This window comes from Thiosulfatihalobacter marinus (assembly GCF_016019955.1).
Lineage (GTDB): Bacteria > Pseudomonadota > Alphaproteobacteria > Rhodobacterales > Rhodobacteraceae > Shimia > Shimia marinus_A.
Window position 1 is genome coordinate 122,069 of the sequence record NZ_JAECRZ010000007.1, and the last position, 15,370, is coordinate 137,438.

Consider the following 15,370-nt stretch of genomic DNA (forward strand, 5'->3'; position numbering starts at 1 on the left):
TTTCGGCTTATTGCATCTGGGCATGCACTGCGTTCAGTGCCTGCTGGTTGATCGTGACCGAATACATCGCTTGCAGGCTTTGGGCATAGGCCTCGAAGATGTCCTGGGAGATGCCGGCCGAAAGCTGTTGGGTGATCCCGTCCGCGACAGAGGCCACCTCGGGCGCGTCAGGTGACGGCATGGTGACGCCGTCCAGGCGAACCAGAACCAACCCGGCGGTGTCCGGGATCACACGGAGCTCTCCGGGCTGCATCTGGAACACCTGTGGCATGAAGTCCGCCGGTGTGCCCGGCACAAATGCCGAACGATCCTGACCGGTTTCCACGATGGCATTGAAGCCGAACGAGGTGAAATCAGTCCCGGCCTCCAGACGCGGCTTCAGCCGGGTCACAAGCTCTTCCAGCCGCGTTGCGATCTGCGCGTCGCGCCAGTCGGTGGCGACCTGATCGCGCACATCGGCAAGCGGGGCCGGGTGGGCGGCGGTTTCGCCGTCCAGACGCAGCGCGAAGATTCCGCCATCTTCAAGCGTTTCGACCTGCGGGAAATCATCCGCCGTCACGGTTGCGGCGAGGGCGCGGAACGCCTCGTAGCCCGCGATGTCCTCTTCTGCGCCCTCGTGCCAGTCCAACGTGCCCATCTGCATGTCGGATTCGGCGGCCAGTTCCTCCAGCGTGGCACCGGCGGCCAGCAGATCGTCGACATCGCTGATCTGTGAATCGATCAGACGGCGCGCGCGCTCGGCGGCCAGTTCTTCGCGCAGTTCCGCGCGGGCGTCCTCAAAGCTGACAGACAGGGCCGGAAGCACACCATTGATCCGAAACAGGGCCGCGCCAAGTTCGGTATCCACCGGCCCGGCCAGCGCCCCGATCGGTTCTGCGAACACCGTCTCGCCAGCCTCGTCCAGATCGTCCTTGGCGACATCGCCCATGTCCACATCCGACAGGTCAAGCCCGCGCCCCTGAACCAGCTCTTCAAAGCTGGTCTGGCCCGCATCCAGCTGGGCCCTCGCGGTTTCGGCGGAGGCGAGATCGGGAAAAACCAGACGTTCGACAAGGCGCCGTTCGGGGCGGTTGAACTCGGCATCGCGCTCGTCATACAGCGCCCGCAACGTATCTTCGTCGATCTCGACACTGTCGATGATCATTTCGGGGCTGAGCCAGACATAGGTTATCTGGCGCGTGGCCGGAATCATGTACTTGTCCTGAGCCGCCTCGTAATACGTGGTGATATCTTCTTCCGTCGGCGCGGGAACGGGGCGCGTGAGGTTGTCGGCCCCAAGCCGAACCCAGGTGAAATCACGTTGCTCGCCCACATAGTTGATCAGCGTGTCAGCATAGGATGCGGGCATGGACACGCCCGACACTATGGCCCCCTGAAGCAGGTTGAGCGCCGCCTGCGCCCGCACGCCATCCTCGAACGCGCGTTCATTGATGCCGGCCTGATCCATGGCAAAGGAATAGGCGTCACGGTCAAAGCCGCCATCCAGCCCCTGGAATGCGGGAATGGCCAGAAGCTCGCGGCGCAGATTCTCGTCGCCAATGGAAATCCCGATGCGATCGGCCTCGGCTTCCATCCCCTTGCGCACCACCAACTGGCCCAGCACGGCCCGTTCCAATCCGAATGTCTGGGCCTGGGCAAAGGTGATCGTCTGCCCGGTCTGGGCCTCGAGCGAACGCATTTCGTCGCGAAGCGCACGGGCATATTCGTTGATCGTGATTTCCTTGCCATTCACATCCCCAACGGTGCGCACGGCGCCGGACAGGTTGGTCACGCCAAAGCCCCCCAGGCCCAGTATGAGCAAGGCCATGAGGATCCAGACCAGAGTTTTCGAGGTTTTTCCCTTGGACATTCGCGCCCCCTGCGGGTTGGTGATTTCATCGGTTTCGCGGATGTCTACGCGGTTGCTGGAAGGGGGGCAAGGGGCAGGTCAATAGGACGCCCGGGCAAGCCGCGCGAACAGCGTGCCGATTCCGGCCCGATCGACATTGGCAAAGGCAATCCGAAGCTGATTCCGGCCCGCCGGATCGGAACCAGGCATGAACATGGTGCCCGGCAGGCACAACAGGTGGTGATCGCGCACCAGCGCCGGGGCAAGCTGGTCCGAGGGCATGTCGAACGGGTGTTCCAGATAGGCGAAATAGGCCCCGGCTCCCATCAGGCGCCAGCCCCGTGCGGTCAGGCGCGGCATCGCTTCGCCAATCGCGGCGCGCCGGTCGAGAATCTCGTCGCGCTCGCCGGCCAGCCATTGCGACAGGTTGCGCATGCCCCAAAGGGCGGCGTGCTGGCCCAGCTGGTTGGGGCAGATGGTGACGGTGTCGAGAAACTTCTCGACCTGGCCAAGCAAAGCCGGATCGGCCACCATGGCGCCCACGCGGTGCCCGGTCAGTCGATAGGCCTTGGAAAAGGAATACAGCTGGATCAGCGTATCGGCCCAGTCCGGATCGCGGAACAGGCCATGCGGTGCGCCGCTTTGCTTGTGGAAGTCCCGGTAGGTTTCATCGACGATCAGCCGCACGCCCCGCGCGCGGGCCAATTCCAGGAACGCCTGTACCAGCTTGCCCGGGTACTCCACGCCGCCCGGATTGTTCGGCGTGACCAGCACAATGGCGCGGGTGCGCGATGTAATCAGCGCGGCGGCGCGGTCCGGATCGGGCAGCAGATCGTCCCCCGTGGCCAGCGGCACCGCTTTCAGACCCGCCATGTCCAGCCACATCTTGTGATTGAAATACCACGGGGTGGGTAAAATGATCTCGTCGCCTTCGCCAGCCAGGGCCGTGATCGCCGCGCAGAACGCCTGGTTGCAGCCCGACGTGATCGCAACATTTGCCGCGTTGATCTCGCCGCCATAGGCCGTCGACCACTGGCGCGCCACTTCGGCGCGCAGATCGGGCAGGCCCAGCACCGGGCCATAAAGATGCGCCTTGTCCAGGTTCAGCGCCGTCTCCGCGATGTGTTGGCGCAGGGCGGCGGGCGGCGGATCGACAGGCGCCGCCTGGCTGACATTGATGAGCGGCATTTGAGGCGTGAAAGTCATCCCGTCCAGCCAGCGGCGCGCCTCCATGACCGGTGGCGCAAAGGTTGTCGCGGTACGGGGCAGGGTCATCGGCTCACCTTTGCAATAACATTACGGGCGACCCTAAGGGCCGCCCGCGAATGGGGCAATTCCCCCATTTCTTCATTTTGCCGGAAATACTTCCGCCGGAGGCATCCCGCCGCCGCAACGGGCATTGCTCAGTCCGTTCCGCGATAGGGTTCGACATATTGCAACGCCATGTCCCATGGGAAGAAAATCCACGTATCCTGCGACACTTCGGTGATGAACGTGTCCACCATCGCACGGCCCTTGGGCTTGGCATATACCGTGGCGAAATGCGCCTTGGGATAAAGCTGGCGCACCAGTTCCAGGGTCTTGCCCGAATCCACCAGATCATCCACCACCAGGATGCCGGTGCCATCCCCCATCATCTCCTTGTCAGGGGATTTCAGCACGACGGCCTCACCCTGGCTTTGATGGTGATAGGATTTCACGCTGATCGTATCAACGGTGCGCACATCCAGTTCGCGCGCCACGATCATCGCCGGGGCCATGCCGCCACGGGTAATGGCGACGATCGCTTTCCAGGCGCCGTCATCCGGGCCATGTCCGTCCAGCCGCCAGGCCAGCGCGCGGCTGTCGCGGTGAATCTGGTCCCAGCTGATGTGAAACCCTTTCTCGTGGGGCAGACGTTCGCTCATCTCATTTCCTCCCGGTGGCGACATCGATGTCGGGGCTGTCCACGGCCTTCATGCCGACCACGTGGTAGCCCGCATCCACATGCAGGTTTTCCCCGGTGGTGCCCGACCCCAGATCGGACAGCAGGTAGAGGGCGGACTTGCCCACATCCTCGATGGTCACGTTGCGGCGCAGGGGAGAGTTCAGCTCGTTCCATTTCAGGATATAGCGGAAATCCCCGATGCCGCTGGCGGCCAGCGTCTTGATCGGGCCGGCGGAAATGGCATTGACGCGGATCCCGTCCTTGCCCAGATCCTCGGCCAGGTACTTGACCGACGCTTCCAGCGCCGCCTTGGCCACGCCCATGACATTGTAATGCGGCATCACCTGTTCGGCGCCGTAATAGGTGAGGGTCAGCGCGCTGCCGCCCTGGCCCATCAGTTTCTCGGCGCGCTGCATCACGGCGGTGAAGGAATAGACCGAAACATCCATCGTCATCAGGAAATTGTCGCGGCTGGTATCCACATAGCGCCCGCGCAGTTCGTTCTTGTCGGAAAACCCGATGGCGTGCACGATGAAATCCAGCTTGCCCCATTTCGCCTCGATCCCGGCAAAGGCGGTATCGATCGAGTCGGGGTCGGACACGTCGCAATCGATCAGCGTATCCACACCCAGCTTGGCGGCCAGCGGTTCGACACGTTTCCTGAACGCATCGCCCATATAGGAGAATGCCAGCTCTGCCCCCGCGTCGGCACAGGCCTGGGCGATGCCCCATGCAATCGACTTGTCATTGGCCAGCCCCATGATCAGCCCGCGCTTGCCTGCCATCAGTTGATTGGACATCCCCGAATACTCCGTCGCAAAATTTGTTATCAGCCCCCTTTAGGCGATAGAATCTGTTGCATCAAGTGCGCCGGGCGGCATGAATGGCGCGGCGACACCGATAAACGGGCGGAGAGGCTGATGAGCGACAGAACCGGAATTTTTGCAGGCGACGATCCGTTTGTCATCGCGCGGGCCTGGCTGGCCGAGGCAGAAAAAAGCGAGATGAACGATCCCAACGCGATTGCACTGTCGACGGTGGATGCCGACGGGCTGCCCAATGCGCGCATGGTCCTGCTAAAGGATATCGAGGGCGGGGCCTTTGTGTTCTATACCAATTACGGCAGCGCCAAGGCGCGTGAAATCGACAGCGCCGGCAAGGCGGCCTTTGTCATGCACTGGAAATCCTTGCGGCGCCAGATCCGGGTGCGCGGGCGGGTCACGCGAGAAGAGGGGCCGCAGGCGGATGCCTATTACATGTCGCGGTCGCTCAAAAGCCGGCTGGGGGCCTGGGCCTCGCGGCAGTCCCAACCGCTGGGATCGCGCACGGATTTGATGGCGCAAGTGGCAAAAATTACAGCCCGGCACGGCCCCAATCCGAAACGGCCGCCGTTCTGGGGCGGCTATCGTATCGTGCCGCTGGAAATCGAGTTCTGGGCCGATGGTGCGTTTCGACTGCATGACCGGTTCCGCTGGCGCCGGGAAACCCCTGAAATGGCTTGGGAAATTGACCGCCTCAACCCGTGACGCTCACGTGACGTGAATTGCAAAGCCTTGAAAGGGCTGTCATTTTTCCCTTGCCGCCGTAGGTGATTTGCCGCAGAGTCCCGGCCATCATGGGGATGATAAATGAACAAGGTTGAGGCTTTGACGACGACAGAAGATGGCGTCACGAAAATCGTTGGTGAAGTAAAATGGTTCGATCCCGTAAAGGGGTTTGGCTTTGTCGTGGCGGATAGCGGTGGCCCCGATATCCTGTTGCACGCCAACGTATTGCGCAATTACGGGCAAAGCTCGGTCGCGGATTCCGCGCGGGTGGAACTTGCGATCCAGGAGACCGAACGCGGGGTTCAGGCGGTGGAGGTGTTTCGTATCGATCCACCCCGCCAGCAATCGCCCGTTCCGCTTTCGGATTTCGAACATCTGGACGAAGAGGCCATTCGCGCGGCGCCGCTGGAGCCGGCGCGGGTGAAGTGGTTCGACAAGGGCAAGGGCTTTGGCTTTGCCAACGTGTTTGGCCGGGCCGAGGACATTTTTGTACATATAGAAGTGCTGCGCCGGTCCGGCCTGTCGGATCTGCAACCGGGCGAGGCGTTGGCGCTTCGGGTGATCGACGGGCAGCGGGGGCGCATGGCAACAGAGGTGATGGCATGGGAAAACGCGGTATCGCGGGAATAGGGCAAGCGCGTCGCGCGCTGGCATTGCTGGCGCTGACGATCTGGGCGCTGAGCGCGGGGCTGGTGCGCGCCGAGACCTGCGCGCCGGGTGCGCTTTTCATCCGGGGCGATTGGGGGCAGGCGCGGTTCAGTGTCGAAGTGGCCGATACCGAGGCCGAGCGCGCGCGCGGGTTGATGAACCGCCCGTCCATGGCCTCGAGCGCAGGAATGCTGTTTGTGTATCAGCGCACCGGGCGTGTCGCCTTCTGGATGCGCAACACGCTGATCCCGCTGGACATGCTGTTTGCAGACGAACGCGGCGTGGTCACGCGCATTCACAGCAACGCGATTCCTTTGGACGAAACCCCGATTCCCGGCGGCGACGCCATTCGGTATGTGGTGGAAATCAACGGCGGTCTGGCCCGCGCCATGGGCATCACGGAGGGCAGCCAGCTGCACCATCCCGCACTGGAACAGGACCGGGCGGCCTGGCCGTGCTGAGCCGCGTTTTGGGGCTTTTCAATTGCGGTCAGCAAGGGTAGACAGCGGCACGGTCCGGGGCGTAGCGCAGTCTGGTAGCGCACCTGTTTTGGGTACAGGGGGTCGCAAGTTCGAATCTTGCCGTCCCGACCAAATAACAAATAAAAAACAACAAGTTACGGAAGCTCGGTTTTACCGGGTTATCCGTGATTTGGTTTTAGTATCCACATAGTATCCAAATCACTCACTTAGTAGCTGAACGCACCTTCTGAATGATTTCCCCCAGCACTGCCCTGCGGGCCGCTTCAAGCTTGTGATCCCGTGGGGCATCGCCATAGGCGCGGCTGCGGTAATACGCCACAACCTCTTTCAGCTTGGTGAAGGTGTCCACGGTCACGCCCTTGGCCAACAGGGTTTCGGCCCGTTCAGGTCGCAGCAACAGGAACAGTTCGGTGAATTGAGAATGGGCCACGGGGTTGCGGATTGTGGCCCGCATATCGGGGGCAAGTGCCTTGTAGTCATCGGGGCTGAACCTGTTGGGGTCAGGCTGGGGTTCCGCCATGGACGGGGCCGGGGGCACGTAATTGCCGATTGCCGCAAGCTGTGCGTTCCGTCTGGCCTCTTGCGCAGGATGGAAGGCAAAGGGGGCGATTACTTGACTTCTGCCGGGCACTGCATCGGTCCTAACTTGTCGGCAATGTTGCGCAGCGATTGCAGGTCTTGGGTGGTGCCTGTGCCCTTGCGGTACACGGTGGCCAGCCTGCGCAGTTCGAATATCTCAGGATCGGTGAAGCCTTGCAGCCTCAGAGCCGGAACGCCCTGTGCGCTGGCAACGTCCAACAGTTCCCCCAGATAGGCCCGCCACTCGGCATCTGTGGCGGTTACGTGGGGCTTTTGCGGTATCTGGGGGTTCGGGTTCATAGCGTATCGTTCCGAATGTCTGGGGCGGTTTCCATGGCCTGAGCGATGTAGGACACGGTTGCGCCCAAGGCGTCAGAGGCCCGCACCTCTTGCGGTGCGTACCAAGTGTTTCCCAACAGGATCAGGTGCGAACTATCCGGGGGGTTCTCGGTGATCACGCACACCACGGTGCTGCCCTGATACACTTGGGAAATGGTGAACGTGGTTTCCGGTTTCAGGTCGCGGTATCCATAGGTGATTTCCCGCAGATCAAAACGGTATTCGCCATTGGCCAGCAGGGGATTGCCGTCAATGTCCAGCGCGTGTTCGTAAATGCGGGCATCCTGCCAAGCCGGATTGAACCTTGCAGCGCGTTTCAGGTTGGCGGCGTGGCTCATTTTTCGGCCCCCTCTTGCTGGGGCTTCGGTTCAGGCTGGGGCTTCGGCTCGGGGATGTTCACACCACGCCAGCCCACCAGTTCCATGGCGGTTTGCACGGGAACACCAGCCTTCACCAATGTGCCGACAGATCGGGCACGGCCTGCGGTGTCTGCGCTCATCATGTCGTCGCTGTTCAGGGTGGCCACGTTCAGCTTGTCCTTGAGTTCCGGCAGAAGCTGACGCCCCAGCGGTTCCAAGGTCTGAATGGCAAACAGCCTGTAGGCTTCCCGCATGGCCCCAGCGTTGCCCGATGCAGTCACCAGTGCCGGGGGAATACCGCAAGCACTCAGAACCCGATTGTGCAGGCTGTCCGTCGCCGGGTTCAGGTCCATTCGTTGCAGATCGGGGGTGAGTTCGACGCGGCGCAGTTCGCTGCGATCCCCGCCGGTCTGGTGGCCGAAGTCTTGCTTACTCAGGACGGTGGCCAGCGATCCGGTGCGCAGCCCCGACAGAACCTTGCTCTGCTGTTCCTCGGGTATGTTTGCCGACATGGGTAACAGGCCCTTGCCTGCCATCGGCATGGCCCCCGATATGGCGGCTTCCACTTCGGCCATGAGCGTGGGCGACAGGCCCATGAGGGTGAACGGGCTTCGCCCCTTCCAAGGCTGCGCCGGGTCCGGGTTGATCCTGAGCTTGAGCACCTCGGGTTCAATGGCCCTGACGCTCTCTGTGGCGTTCACGCGGGCGATATGCAGATGATAGCGCCCGTTGCCGAGTTCATCCCAGTACGCCACCGGCACCAGCTTGGCCACGCCCTGTTCAATGCGGATATGCCAGACGCTTTCCCCCCGGAGGCACAGGTCAAGGCCAATCGCCCCCATCACGTCAGGGGTCAGCAGATCGGCGGGGGCTGGGGTGATCATGGTGAAGCCCCGCGACCACATGCCCACACAGGTGGCGACGGTGGCAGACAGGGCCGCAGAACCGTCCGATTGCAGGTTGCGGCGTCTGGCGTCGATGTAAGTCTGCGTCACGTTCGGAAAGCCGCTGCGCTGTTCCAGATCGGGTTTCTTCCTGAATGGCCAGATCATTGCCGCACCTCACTTGCCAAGAGAATGCCCGCACCGGAGGCCCAGAACAGGCCCTGCAAGCCTTCACGGGTCAGGCTGGTGTCGCCAGCGGTTTGGTTCTTGAATTCCCGCCTGTGGGGCATCTGGATCATTTGATACAGGGCGAGATTCCGCACGGCTTGCAGCACGTTGGCGCTGGGGGCCGGTGGTGTCACGGTGCTGGTTTGTGTCAGCCGGTAGAGCGTCCACGGCACCAGTTCCACCAGACCGGCAGACGGAATGTAGGTTTCGCTGTGCGAGAGCCACGAACCGTTCATGTAAACTTCAATGGTCAGCCCATCCGGATACGGGTAGCGGGGCCAGCGGTAAGCCTGTTCCCGTGCGACTTTGACAATCACCTTGCCCGTTTCGACAGGACGAAAGGCACGGTTGCAGAAAGTTTCAGCCTGTATCCAGCTTGCGGCAAGCATGGCAGCGGCTTCGACTTCGGACGTGCCCGCCTCAAGGGCCACTTCTGACGCCACGATACCAGCCGGGGCATCGCCATAGGTGAATTCGGTTTCCAGCACTTCGATCATGGCAGAATGATCCTTCTATGCGGCTGGTGAATCTGTGCCCGTTCCAAGGCCCGCAATTCGGCTTGGGATTGCTCATAGGCGGGTCGCGTCACCAGAGAGAGTTCGTAAAGCACCAGCGCAGACAGTTTGCGGATCATCACGCCGGGGTTGCCGGGTTCGGGTTCCAGCCGTTCGGCATCGGGCACCACGTCCTTGGGGGGCACTCTGAAACCGGGTGACACGCCCGCCACCAGACCAGAGGCCAACAAGGCCAAGGCGTCTTGCACATGGCTGGCCTTTTCTGCGGCTTCGGGGATGGTCGCGCGGAATTCCAGCGACGTTTCGCTGTCCTGAAACTCAAGACTGCCCGCCCTGCGGCTGGCCAAGGGCTTGTCGAAGCTGTGACCCAACAGCAGGTGAACTTCCCGCGTGTCATCTTGCAGTGTGAAGTCGAACGCCCCCGGCTCGATTTCTTCTTTTCGGACGGTGCCACGATCTGCCAGCACAGCCCAAGTGTTGTAAGGGAAGCGGCCCACAATCGTGGGTCGCCCCCCTTGTTGCCGCACCTCTAGGGATTGTGCGGCCCATATGGTGCGGCGTTCCATTATGCGCGGTCCTGCACGTTTTCCAGTTTCAGGAAATGCGTGCTCAGGCGCTGGAACAGCAGGTCAACGAACGCGAACGCGGTGATAGCGATCTTGCCCGTCTTGCTTTCGCTGTAGGGGTCAATCACCAGTTCCACGCTGCCCCATGTCGGCATGAAGGCATGGCCCCCGGTTGCCGACAGGTACACGTTGCTTGCGCCCTTGCCGGTGGCATCCCGTGCGCCCTGTGCGCTCACCTGTTGCGACCAGACGCCAGAGAAACCCGCAGACTTGAAGCGGTCGTATTCGCTCACAGCGGTGCCGGTGATCAGGCTGTCAATCAGGGTCTGGCGAACGATAGGTGCACCAGCGAAGTTGATCCCCGATGCATCCGACAGTTTGGCGCTTGCCCAAAGGGTCGTTGCCTGGAGGTGTAGTTCGGTGAAGCTGGCCACGTCCGACACGTCGATTGCCCGCGCCCCGGTCAGAGCGTTTTCAAGGCCCGTGGGCTGGTCATTGGCCCCGGTGCCTTGGAAGGCTGCAAGGTCGATACCTTCCCGCATAACCTCCGCCAGATCACGGCGCAGAATGCTTTCAATCGCCGGGTTCTGTTTCGCGGCCTGACGGGTCACGACATAGCGGGCATTCGCGGTCTTGATGGTCGGGGTTTGGCTGGTGGTGGTGATTGCGGCGGCATCGCTGCCCAAACCTTCGGCCACCCACGACATTGAACCGCCCCCGGTGATTTCAGGGAACGCCGGGGTGCCCGACACCTGAATGGCCTTTACGCCAAACCGTGCAGCTGCCGACCCTTCGAAGAACCGTTGCAGGTGGTTCATCACCGGACGGCTGGCCAGTTCCTGCGACGTGCCCGCGCTGGCATCGGTCACGGCATCGGCGCGTTCTTCCAGATCGAACACGGCCCACGGCACTTGAACGCCACCCTTCTGCGACGGCCCATTGCGCTGTTCCAGTTCCTGCGACACTTCCAGTTCGCGGCCTTCCAGCGGCTTGCCTTCAGTCACAGAAGCGGCCAGCCCCGACAGGCTGAATTGGCGGCATTCGCGGTCAAAGTCGGTTTCGGCCTTGTCCGGTTCCTTGATCTTGTCGCGTTCCTCGTTTTCGAGGATCAGAGCGGTCCGCAATTCGACTTCGGCCCCCTGATAGGCATCGGTGAGGTTGCGCAGTTCTGTGCGACCCTCATCGTTGATTTCTTCGGCCTTTTGGATTTCGGCCATACGTTCCCGGCGCTGCGACTGCGCCAGTTGGATTTCATGCGACTTCAACATGTCAGTTTCCTTCAATTTCCGTGGACTTCGGGTGGTTCGGGGGGCAACGGTTCTCAGGTCATGGTTTCACCCCCGCCATTGCCAGCATGAGGTTGCGGCCTGCTACCTTGCTGCGCTTCCACGGCTTCGGCCCTTGGCGGCGTCCTGCCCAATCCCAGCGTTCCTTGTTCGTCTTGACGCTGTGGCAGGACGTGCAGAGGTATTGCAGGTTGTCGGCGTCCCACGGGTTGCCGCCTTGGGCTTCGAGTTCACGGCGGGAAACACGGTGGTCAACGTCGCCATGCATCCCAAGAAACTGGTGGCAGTGTTCGCAGCGGAATGACGCCCGGTGCGCTACGGTCTGGCGCAGCTTGTGCCGCCAATCGTGCGTGTGGATGTTCTGGTACGGCTTCGAAAGGGCAGGAAGGGTCTTCATCATGGCTAGATCACCTCCACTGTGTATTCGGGGGCTGGGGCATCCTTGGCCCGCACCACGGCGGAACAGGCCAGCACTAGGGCGCTCACCACGTCGATTCGGGCCGTGTTGTGGCTCTTGTCGAGTTGGCAGGCCCCGGTCGTGCTGACACGCACGTCAGCTTCCCCAAGAGACCCTTCCAGCAGCCGGGAACGCCGCATCTGGACGGCCCCGGCAAGGAACAAGCGACGGGTGGCGCGAATGTCTTGATCCCCGTCACGGGGGCCGGTTCCCCGATAGGTGACGGGCCATGCCAGTTGCTGCCGTGCCATGGCGGTGGCGAATTCGGCTTGCCGGTATCGGTCACAGGAAACCGACGCCACGGGATGATTGCCCACCAGATTGACCACGGCTGGCAGGAATTCGTTCAGGTCCGACACGCTGCCAGAGGTTTCCATAAGGTCGCCGTCTTGGGCTGCGTCGTGCCAGAGGGTGCCCACCTGATCCCGCTTGCCTCGGGTGATCAGATCCAGTTCAGCGCCGGGGAACGCCCCCAACAATCGGATCAAGCCGGATTGTTCATAGGCGATAACTACGGCTGTCATCGACGCAGAACCGCCCAGATCAATGCCGATGTGCACGGGTTCACCGGGTATCGGCTGGGGGGCATCCCGGTAGGACTTGGCAAGGGTGGCGTAGTCCAGCAGCAGTTGCCGGGTTGGCGAAAGCGGCTTGTTCAGGTGCCAGACTTCGAATTCTGTGGTGCTGCCACTGGCCTGCGCCTTGTCGAATGCGTCAGCCATGAACCGGGCCGATTTGATTTCCCCCAGAGCGGGGTTCGATTTCGCCCATACCTGGGGGTCAGCCGGATCATCGGCCTTGTCCGCTGCGTACAGCGTGACGTGCGTTCGCTTGTCGGGGTTGTCGATCAGGTCATTGTATGACGGGCTGTCCCCTCGGGTGCCGGTCAGGATCAATTGCCCGTCTTTGGTCGCCAGCGCGTCAAAGAACGCGGTGATCAGTTCGCCTTGGTTCTTTTCGATCAGCCCGCATTCGTCGATCAGGGCAAGGTCGAGGTCGAGACCATGGCCTTGCTTGATAGAGCCGGTGGACAGAAAGCAAACGCAGTCTGCAATCTCGATTTTACCGGGTCGTGGATCAGCGCGGCGGGTGAGTTCGTCTTGACGGTCTGCCGTTTCCAGCAGGGCCGACATGGCGGCGGCGATGTAGCCCGCGTGTTTCTCAGTTGGGGCAGCAACGGCCCCGACGAAACCGGAAATGTACAAGGGGCTGTCAGGGCACATGTGCGACAGCAGCAGCAGGCCCAGCAGCGTGGACTTACCCAGCTTGCGCGGCGTCGAGTAAATCAGGGTGCGGTAGGTCGGCCCGTCTGGATCACGGCTCAGGTAGGCCCGGAGAAAATCCTTCTGGAAACTGTGAAGGCGGAACGGCTGACCACGGCTGATTCCGGCGGGAATGGTGAAGGTGTCAGCAGCCCAAGCGGTAAGCAGCTCAACCGGGTCCGCCGGGGCGGTGTAGGGCTTCTTGGTCGGTTTCGCCAGCCGTAAAGCCATAGCGCAAGTCCCTCTTTCGAGAACACTTGCCCTCCATGGCGTCGGTTCAGGTTAACTTTGTTGGCTACCAAACACGATGCTTGTTGCCCTCGGTAGCCAGCATTTGCGTCTAATTATCAGAACGCAAGTATCAAGATGGATTATATCCTACTTTTTGGCAATCATAAATAGTGCTATCAGAAACGTCTTTTGATACCACTTTTCCATTCTGGAAGATCACACCATACGGGGTGTATCCCACATAGCCACCCATTCTGTTCTTTGCATTTACGTAACCACAAACTATGACACCACTTTTCGTCGCTTCCCCACGTGATGCCGTAAATTGCGCCGCATACGGGTCTTTAAAGTTCGCGCTTTCAGGATCAAGCAAGTCTTTTTTTACCGCCGCCTGCGCCTTTGCGTAGAGAGATGATGAAAGCGGTATCGGCTTGTATTCATTTACTTGAGCGACTTCACATGCACCTAATACTGTAAGACTGGCAACTAGGGCAAATAACTTCTTCACTGTCTGGTCCTTCTTTGGGTTTGATTTTACCCACCCTAAAAACACAGCCTAACGACATTCAACTCAAGATCGGCATGTAGCATTTAGTTTCGCCCAAAAGAGTGACAAAAGTGCCTCGCTCCGCTCCGATACATACGTGACCCTCTCCTCCCCCGGCAGGGTTCCCTTAACTTGATTGCACGGATTTGAGTTTGGTTGCCCCCGCCTGCCAGACACTGAACAAGGAGATTGCGCAAGGGTCTGGCGTTGCGCTGATCCAAAGCACAACAGGCGGGGGCGATGGCGAACTACACGCCTGTGCGGTCCAACGGTAGATTACCCTGTTTCCAACATGTGCGTCAATGCACATAATTGAGTGTTTGCACGGTGATCTGTGCAAACGACTGCCAAGCGGCCCGAAACGGCTGCGGGGGCTGTGGCGTGCAATCATCCTGCCCGCGTGCGCCCGCGCGTTATCCTCACAACCTCTTTCTGTTCACAAGGGGAGTTGGTTGGTTGTTCGGTCTGCAAGACTGACCCCGCTAGGGGGCAGTTCTTCTGACGATCTCTATTACTGTCCCTTTCTTCTTGTCCCCTGAAATGAGTAATAGGGATAGTAAGAAGAACTAATACTACAGGGGACAGGATGGTTTCGGACACTTCCTGACTTGGGAACTGTCCGTCAATTCGGGCATAAGTGTCCGTTGGGTCGCTAAAGGTCTATAAACCAATCATAATCCGGATCGTGCTTCATGCCTTTGCCCTGCATATCTGTCTTGTAGGCATCAGCAGCCACCTGCCAGAACCGACGCAGCACTGAGATAGTGGGCTTGTCATAGTACCGCTTGAACAGGCTGGTGTTGCCCTCGGCCTCTTGCTGTACGTGCACATACAGGGACAGTGCAGCCATGAAGGAACGCCAGCCCTGTGGGGTGATCATGTGCTTGAATATGGCGATCTGATAGCCCTCGGGCCATTCCTCGGCCAAACCGTGCAGCATACCCCATTGAACCCGCGATACCTTGTCCGCGCCCGTGTGCTTCTTGAACAGGGTGGCCATGATGTTGGCCAGTTCTCGGGGGGATTGCTTGCCCTTCTTGCCAACTCGCAAGAGCGTGGCAGGCACACCTTCCACCATTGTCTTGGTGAACTGGATAGGCTCGTGCCGGATCAGGCGGGAAACGGTCTTGGTGGTGACGCCTAGTTGTTCCGCCCAGTCGGATAAGGGCAGGATTGCCCACTTGTTGCCTTCGAATTCCTGCCCGTCTGTGTCCACCACACCTTGAATGAGGGCACACAGCTTTGTGTGCCTCTCTTGTGCATCGGCTCGCATGGTCACTCTACCCGCAGCGTTTCCAGATAGGCCCACACGTCACAGGGGCGATAGCGCACTGTGCGGTGCCCAAGACGGTAAAACGGGATTTTCGGCGGGGTGCCGTTCTGGCCAGCTTCAAAGCGGTCATTCTTGAGTTGGCCAGCGGTGATTGCGCCCCCGGTCACTTGCTCCACGTTCTGCGGTGACAGGCTCGGGGCAGTGCTGTGCTTGTTCGGTTCGGGGGTTTGGTTCTTCGGCTTGATGTTCATCGTCAACGACATGTGAACGGTCCTTCAATTGGCGTTTCGCTGCGCACTTGGCGCGGGTTCCTGCGAACGGTTCCAATCATTCCTTGCCCACCGCAGAAGGCCGAAAAGTCGGAAACGCCAATCCTTGTTCACGTTCGTCTACGCACATTTTTGCTGTTGGG

The 15,370-nt window shown here is 60.7% G+C and carries 19 protein-coding genes and 1 tRNA gene; 4 read left to right on the top strand and 16 right to left on the bottom strand.

Translation table 11 applies throughout. The features are described from left to right. Nucleotides 1-7: 7 nt before the first annotated feature. The 4 genes from I3253_RS12265 to fabI all read right to left on the bottom strand — a co-directional run bounded on the left by I3253_RS12265 (nt 8) and on the right by fabI (nt 4,555). Nucleotides 8-1,849: a SurA N-terminal domain-containing protein gene (locus I3253_RS12265; RefSeq protein ID WP_197917967.1), complete on the bottom strand. Its 1,842-nt coding sequence runs from the start codon at nt 1,847-1,849 to the stop codon at nt 8-10. Between the two features lie 78 nt (nt 1,850-1,927). Further along, complete coding sequence (locus tag I3253_RS12270; RefSeq protein WP_197917968.1) at nt 1,928-3,103, bottom strand: aminotransferase; 1,176 nt, start codon at nt 3,101-3,103, stop codon at nt 1,928-1,930. A gap of 128 nt (nt 3,104-3,231) precedes the next feature. Beyond that, nucleotides 3,232-3,735 (bottom strand): xanthine phosphoribosyltransferase, encoded by a 504-nt coding sequence (gene gpt, locus I3253_RS12275; protein ID WP_197917969.1) that lies wholly within the window; start codon nt 3,733-3,735, stop codon nt 3,232-3,234. Nucleotide 3,736: 1 nt separating this feature from the next. Then, nucleotides 3,737-4,555, bottom strand: coding sequence for an enoyl-ACP reductase FabI (gene fabI / locus I3253_RS12280; RefSeq protein WP_197917970.1), 819 nt, complete (start codon nt 4,553-4,555; stop codon nt 3,737-3,739). Nucleotides 4,556-4,675: 120 nt separating this feature from the next. Between fabI and pdxH the strand changes: the two genes are divergently transcribed. The 4 genes from pdxH (at nt 4,676) to I3253_RS12300 (ending at nt 6,543) form a co-directional block, all read left to right on the top strand. After that, nucleotides 4,676-5,281 (top strand): pyridoxamine 5'-phosphate oxidase, encoded by a 606-nt coding sequence (gene pdxH / locus I3253_RS12285; protein WP_197917971.1) that lies wholly within the window; start codon nt 4,676-4,678, stop codon nt 5,279-5,281. A gap of 102 nt (nt 5,282-5,383) precedes the next feature. Then, nucleotides 5,384-5,932: a cold-shock protein gene (locus tag I3253_RS12290; RefSeq protein WP_197917972.1), complete on the top strand. Its 549-nt coding sequence runs from the start codon at nt 5,384-5,386 to the stop codon at nt 5,930-5,932. After that, the gene (locus I3253_RS12295) at nt 5,905-6,411 is read left to right on the top strand and encodes a DUF192 domain-containing protein (protein ID WP_197917973.1); all 507 of its coding nucleotides are present in this window, start codon (nt 5,905-5,907) and stop codon (nt 6,409-6,411) included. Before I3253_RS12290 ends, I3253_RS12295 begins: the two co-directional genes overlap by 28 nt. 55 nt (nt 6,412-6,466) lie before the next feature. Then, a tRNA-Pro gene (locus tag I3253_RS12300) sits at nt 6,467-6,543 on the top strand. 91 nt (nt 6,544-6,634) lie between these two features. On the opposite strand, the gene I3253_RS12305 is transcribed toward I3253_RS12300, so the two are convergent. The 12 genes from I3253_RS12305 to I3253_RS12360 all read right to left on the bottom strand — a co-directional run bounded on the left by I3253_RS12305 (nt 6,635) and on the right by I3253_RS12360 (nt 15,221). After that, nucleotides 6,635-6,952, bottom strand: coding sequence for a hypothetical protein (locus tag I3253_RS12305; protein ID WP_197917974.1), 318 nt, complete (start codon nt 6,950-6,952; stop codon nt 6,635-6,637). An 89-nt stretch (nt 6,953-7,041) separates the two neighbouring features. After that, nucleotides 7,042-7,311, bottom strand: a complete 270-nt coding sequence (locus I3253_RS12310; RefSeq protein ID WP_197917975.1) for a hypothetical protein — start codon at nt 7,309-7,311, stop codon at nt 7,042-7,044. Further along, entirely contained in the window at nt 7,308-7,688 is a 381-nt protein-coding gene (locus I3253_RS12315; protein WP_197917976.1) for a hypothetical protein, read from the bottom strand. The genes I3253_RS12310 and I3253_RS12315 overlap by 4 nt, the downstream gene beginning before the upstream one ends. Beyond that, a complete protein-coding gene (locus I3253_RS12320; RefSeq protein ID WP_197917977.1) occupies nt 7,685-8,761 on the bottom strand; it encodes a phage portal family protein in 1,077 nt (358 codons plus the stop codon). Before I3253_RS12320 ends, I3253_RS12315 begins: the two co-directional genes overlap by 4 nt. Further along, entirely contained in the window at nt 8,758-9,318 is a 561-nt protein-coding gene (locus I3253_RS12325) for a hypothetical protein (protein WP_197917978.1), read from the bottom strand. The genes I3253_RS12320 and I3253_RS12325 overlap by 4 nt, the downstream gene beginning before the upstream one ends. Further along, nucleotides 9,315-9,902, bottom strand: a complete 588-nt coding sequence (locus tag I3253_RS12330) for an HK97 family phage prohead protease (RefSeq protein WP_197917979.1) — start codon at nt 9,900-9,902, stop codon at nt 9,315-9,317. The genes I3253_RS12325 and I3253_RS12330 overlap by 4 nt, the downstream gene beginning before the upstream one ends. Next, nucleotides 9,902-11,170, bottom strand: coding sequence for a phage major capsid family protein (locus I3253_RS12335; protein WP_197917980.1), 1,269 nt, complete (start codon nt 11,168-11,170; stop codon nt 9,902-9,904). Before I3253_RS12335 ends, I3253_RS12330 begins: the two co-directional genes overlap by 1 nt. A 58-nt stretch (nt 11,171-11,228) precedes the next feature. Further along, entirely contained in the window at nt 11,229-11,588 is a 360-nt protein-coding gene (locus I3253_RS12340; RefSeq protein ID WP_197917981.1) for an HNH endonuclease, read from the bottom strand. A 2-nt stretch (nt 11,589-11,590) separates the two neighbouring features. Next, complete coding sequence (locus I3253_RS12345) at nt 11,591-13,138, bottom strand: terminase TerL endonuclease subunit (RefSeq protein WP_197917982.1); 1,548 nt, start codon at nt 13,136-13,138, stop codon at nt 11,591-11,593. Nucleotides 13,139-13,268: 130 nt separating this feature from the next. Then, complete coding sequence (locus I3253_RS12350; protein ID WP_197917983.1) at nt 13,269-13,646, bottom strand: hypothetical protein; 378 nt, start codon at nt 13,644-13,646, stop codon at nt 13,269-13,271. Between the two features lie 691 nt (nt 13,647-14,337). Next, the gene (locus I3253_RS12355) at nt 14,338-14,904 is read right to left on the bottom strand and encodes a hypothetical protein (RefSeq protein ID WP_197917984.1); all 567 of its coding nucleotides are present in this window, start codon (nt 14,902-14,904) and stop codon (nt 14,338-14,340) included. 56 nt (nt 14,905-14,960) lie between these two features. Continuing rightward, nucleotides 14,961-15,221 (bottom strand): hypothetical protein, encoded by a 261-nt coding sequence (locus tag I3253_RS12360; RefSeq protein ID WP_197917985.1) that lies wholly within the window; start codon nt 15,219-15,221, stop codon nt 14,961-14,963. Between the last annotated feature and the right edge of the window lie 149 nt (nt 15,222-15,370).

Bases quoted from the DNA above. Each gene is read 5' to 3' on its own strand.
- I3253_RS12265 (WP_197917967.1), bottom strand. From the start codon at position 1,849: ATGTCCAAGGGAAAAACCTCGAAAACTCTGGTCTGGATCCTCATGGCC.
- I3253_RS12270 (WP_197917968.1), bottom strand. From the start codon at position 3,103: ATGACCCTGCCCCGTACCGCGACAACCTTTGCGCCACCGGTCATGGAG.
- gpt (WP_197917969.1), bottom strand. From the start codon at position 3,735: ATGAGCGAACGTCTGCCCCACGAGAAAGGGTTTCACATCAGCTGGGAC.
- fabI (WP_197917970.1), bottom strand. From the start codon at position 4,555: ATGTCCAATCAACTGATGGCAGGCAAGCGCGGGCTGATCATGGGGCTG.
- pdxH (WP_197917971.1), top strand. From the start codon at position 4,676: ATGAGCGACAGAACCGGAATTTTTGCAGGCGACGATCCGTTTGTCATC.
- I3253_RS12290 (WP_197917972.1), top strand. From the start codon at position 5,384: ATGAACAAGGTTGAGGCTTTGACGACGACAGAAGATGGCGTCACGAAA.
- I3253_RS12295 (WP_197917973.1), top strand. From the start codon at position 5,905: ATGGGAAAACGCGGTATCGCGGGAATAGGGCAAGCGCGTCGCGCGCTG.
- I3253_RS12305 (WP_197917974.1), bottom strand. From the start codon at position 6,952: ATGGCGGAACCCCAGCCTGACCCCAACAGGTTCAGCCCCGATGACTAC.
- I3253_RS12310 (WP_197917975.1), bottom strand. From the start codon at position 7,311: ATGAACCCGAACCCCCAGATACCGCAAAAGCCCCACGTAACCGCCACA.
- I3253_RS12315 (WP_197917976.1), bottom strand. From the start codon at position 7,688: ATGAGCCACGCCGCCAACCTGAAACGCGCTGCAAGGTTCAATCCGGCT.
- I3253_RS12320 (WP_197917977.1), bottom strand. From the start codon at position 8,761: ATGATCTGGCCATTCAGGAAGAAACCCGATCTGGAACAGCGCAGCGGC.
- I3253_RS12325 (WP_197917978.1), bottom strand. From the start codon at position 9,318: ATGATCGAAGTGCTGGAAACCGAATTCACCTATGGCGATGCCCCGGCT.
- I3253_RS12330 (WP_197917979.1), bottom strand. From the start codon at position 9,902: ATGGAACGCCGCACCATATGGGCCGCACAATCCCTAGAGGTGCGGCAA.
- I3253_RS12335 (WP_197917980.1), bottom strand. From the start codon at position 11,170: ATGTTGAAGTCGCATGAAATCCAACTGGCGCAGTCGCAGCGCCGGGAA.
- I3253_RS12340 (WP_197917981.1), bottom strand. From the start codon at position 11,588: ATGATGAAGACCCTTCCTGCCCTTTCGAAGCCGTACCAGAACATCCAC.
- I3253_RS12345 (WP_197917982.1), bottom strand. From the start codon at position 13,138: ATGGCTTTACGGCTGGCGAAACCGACCAAGAAGCCCTACACCGCCCCG.
- I3253_RS12360 (WP_197917985.1), bottom strand. From the start codon at position 15,221: ATGTCGTTGACGATGAACATCAAGCCGAAGAACCAAACCCCCGAACCG.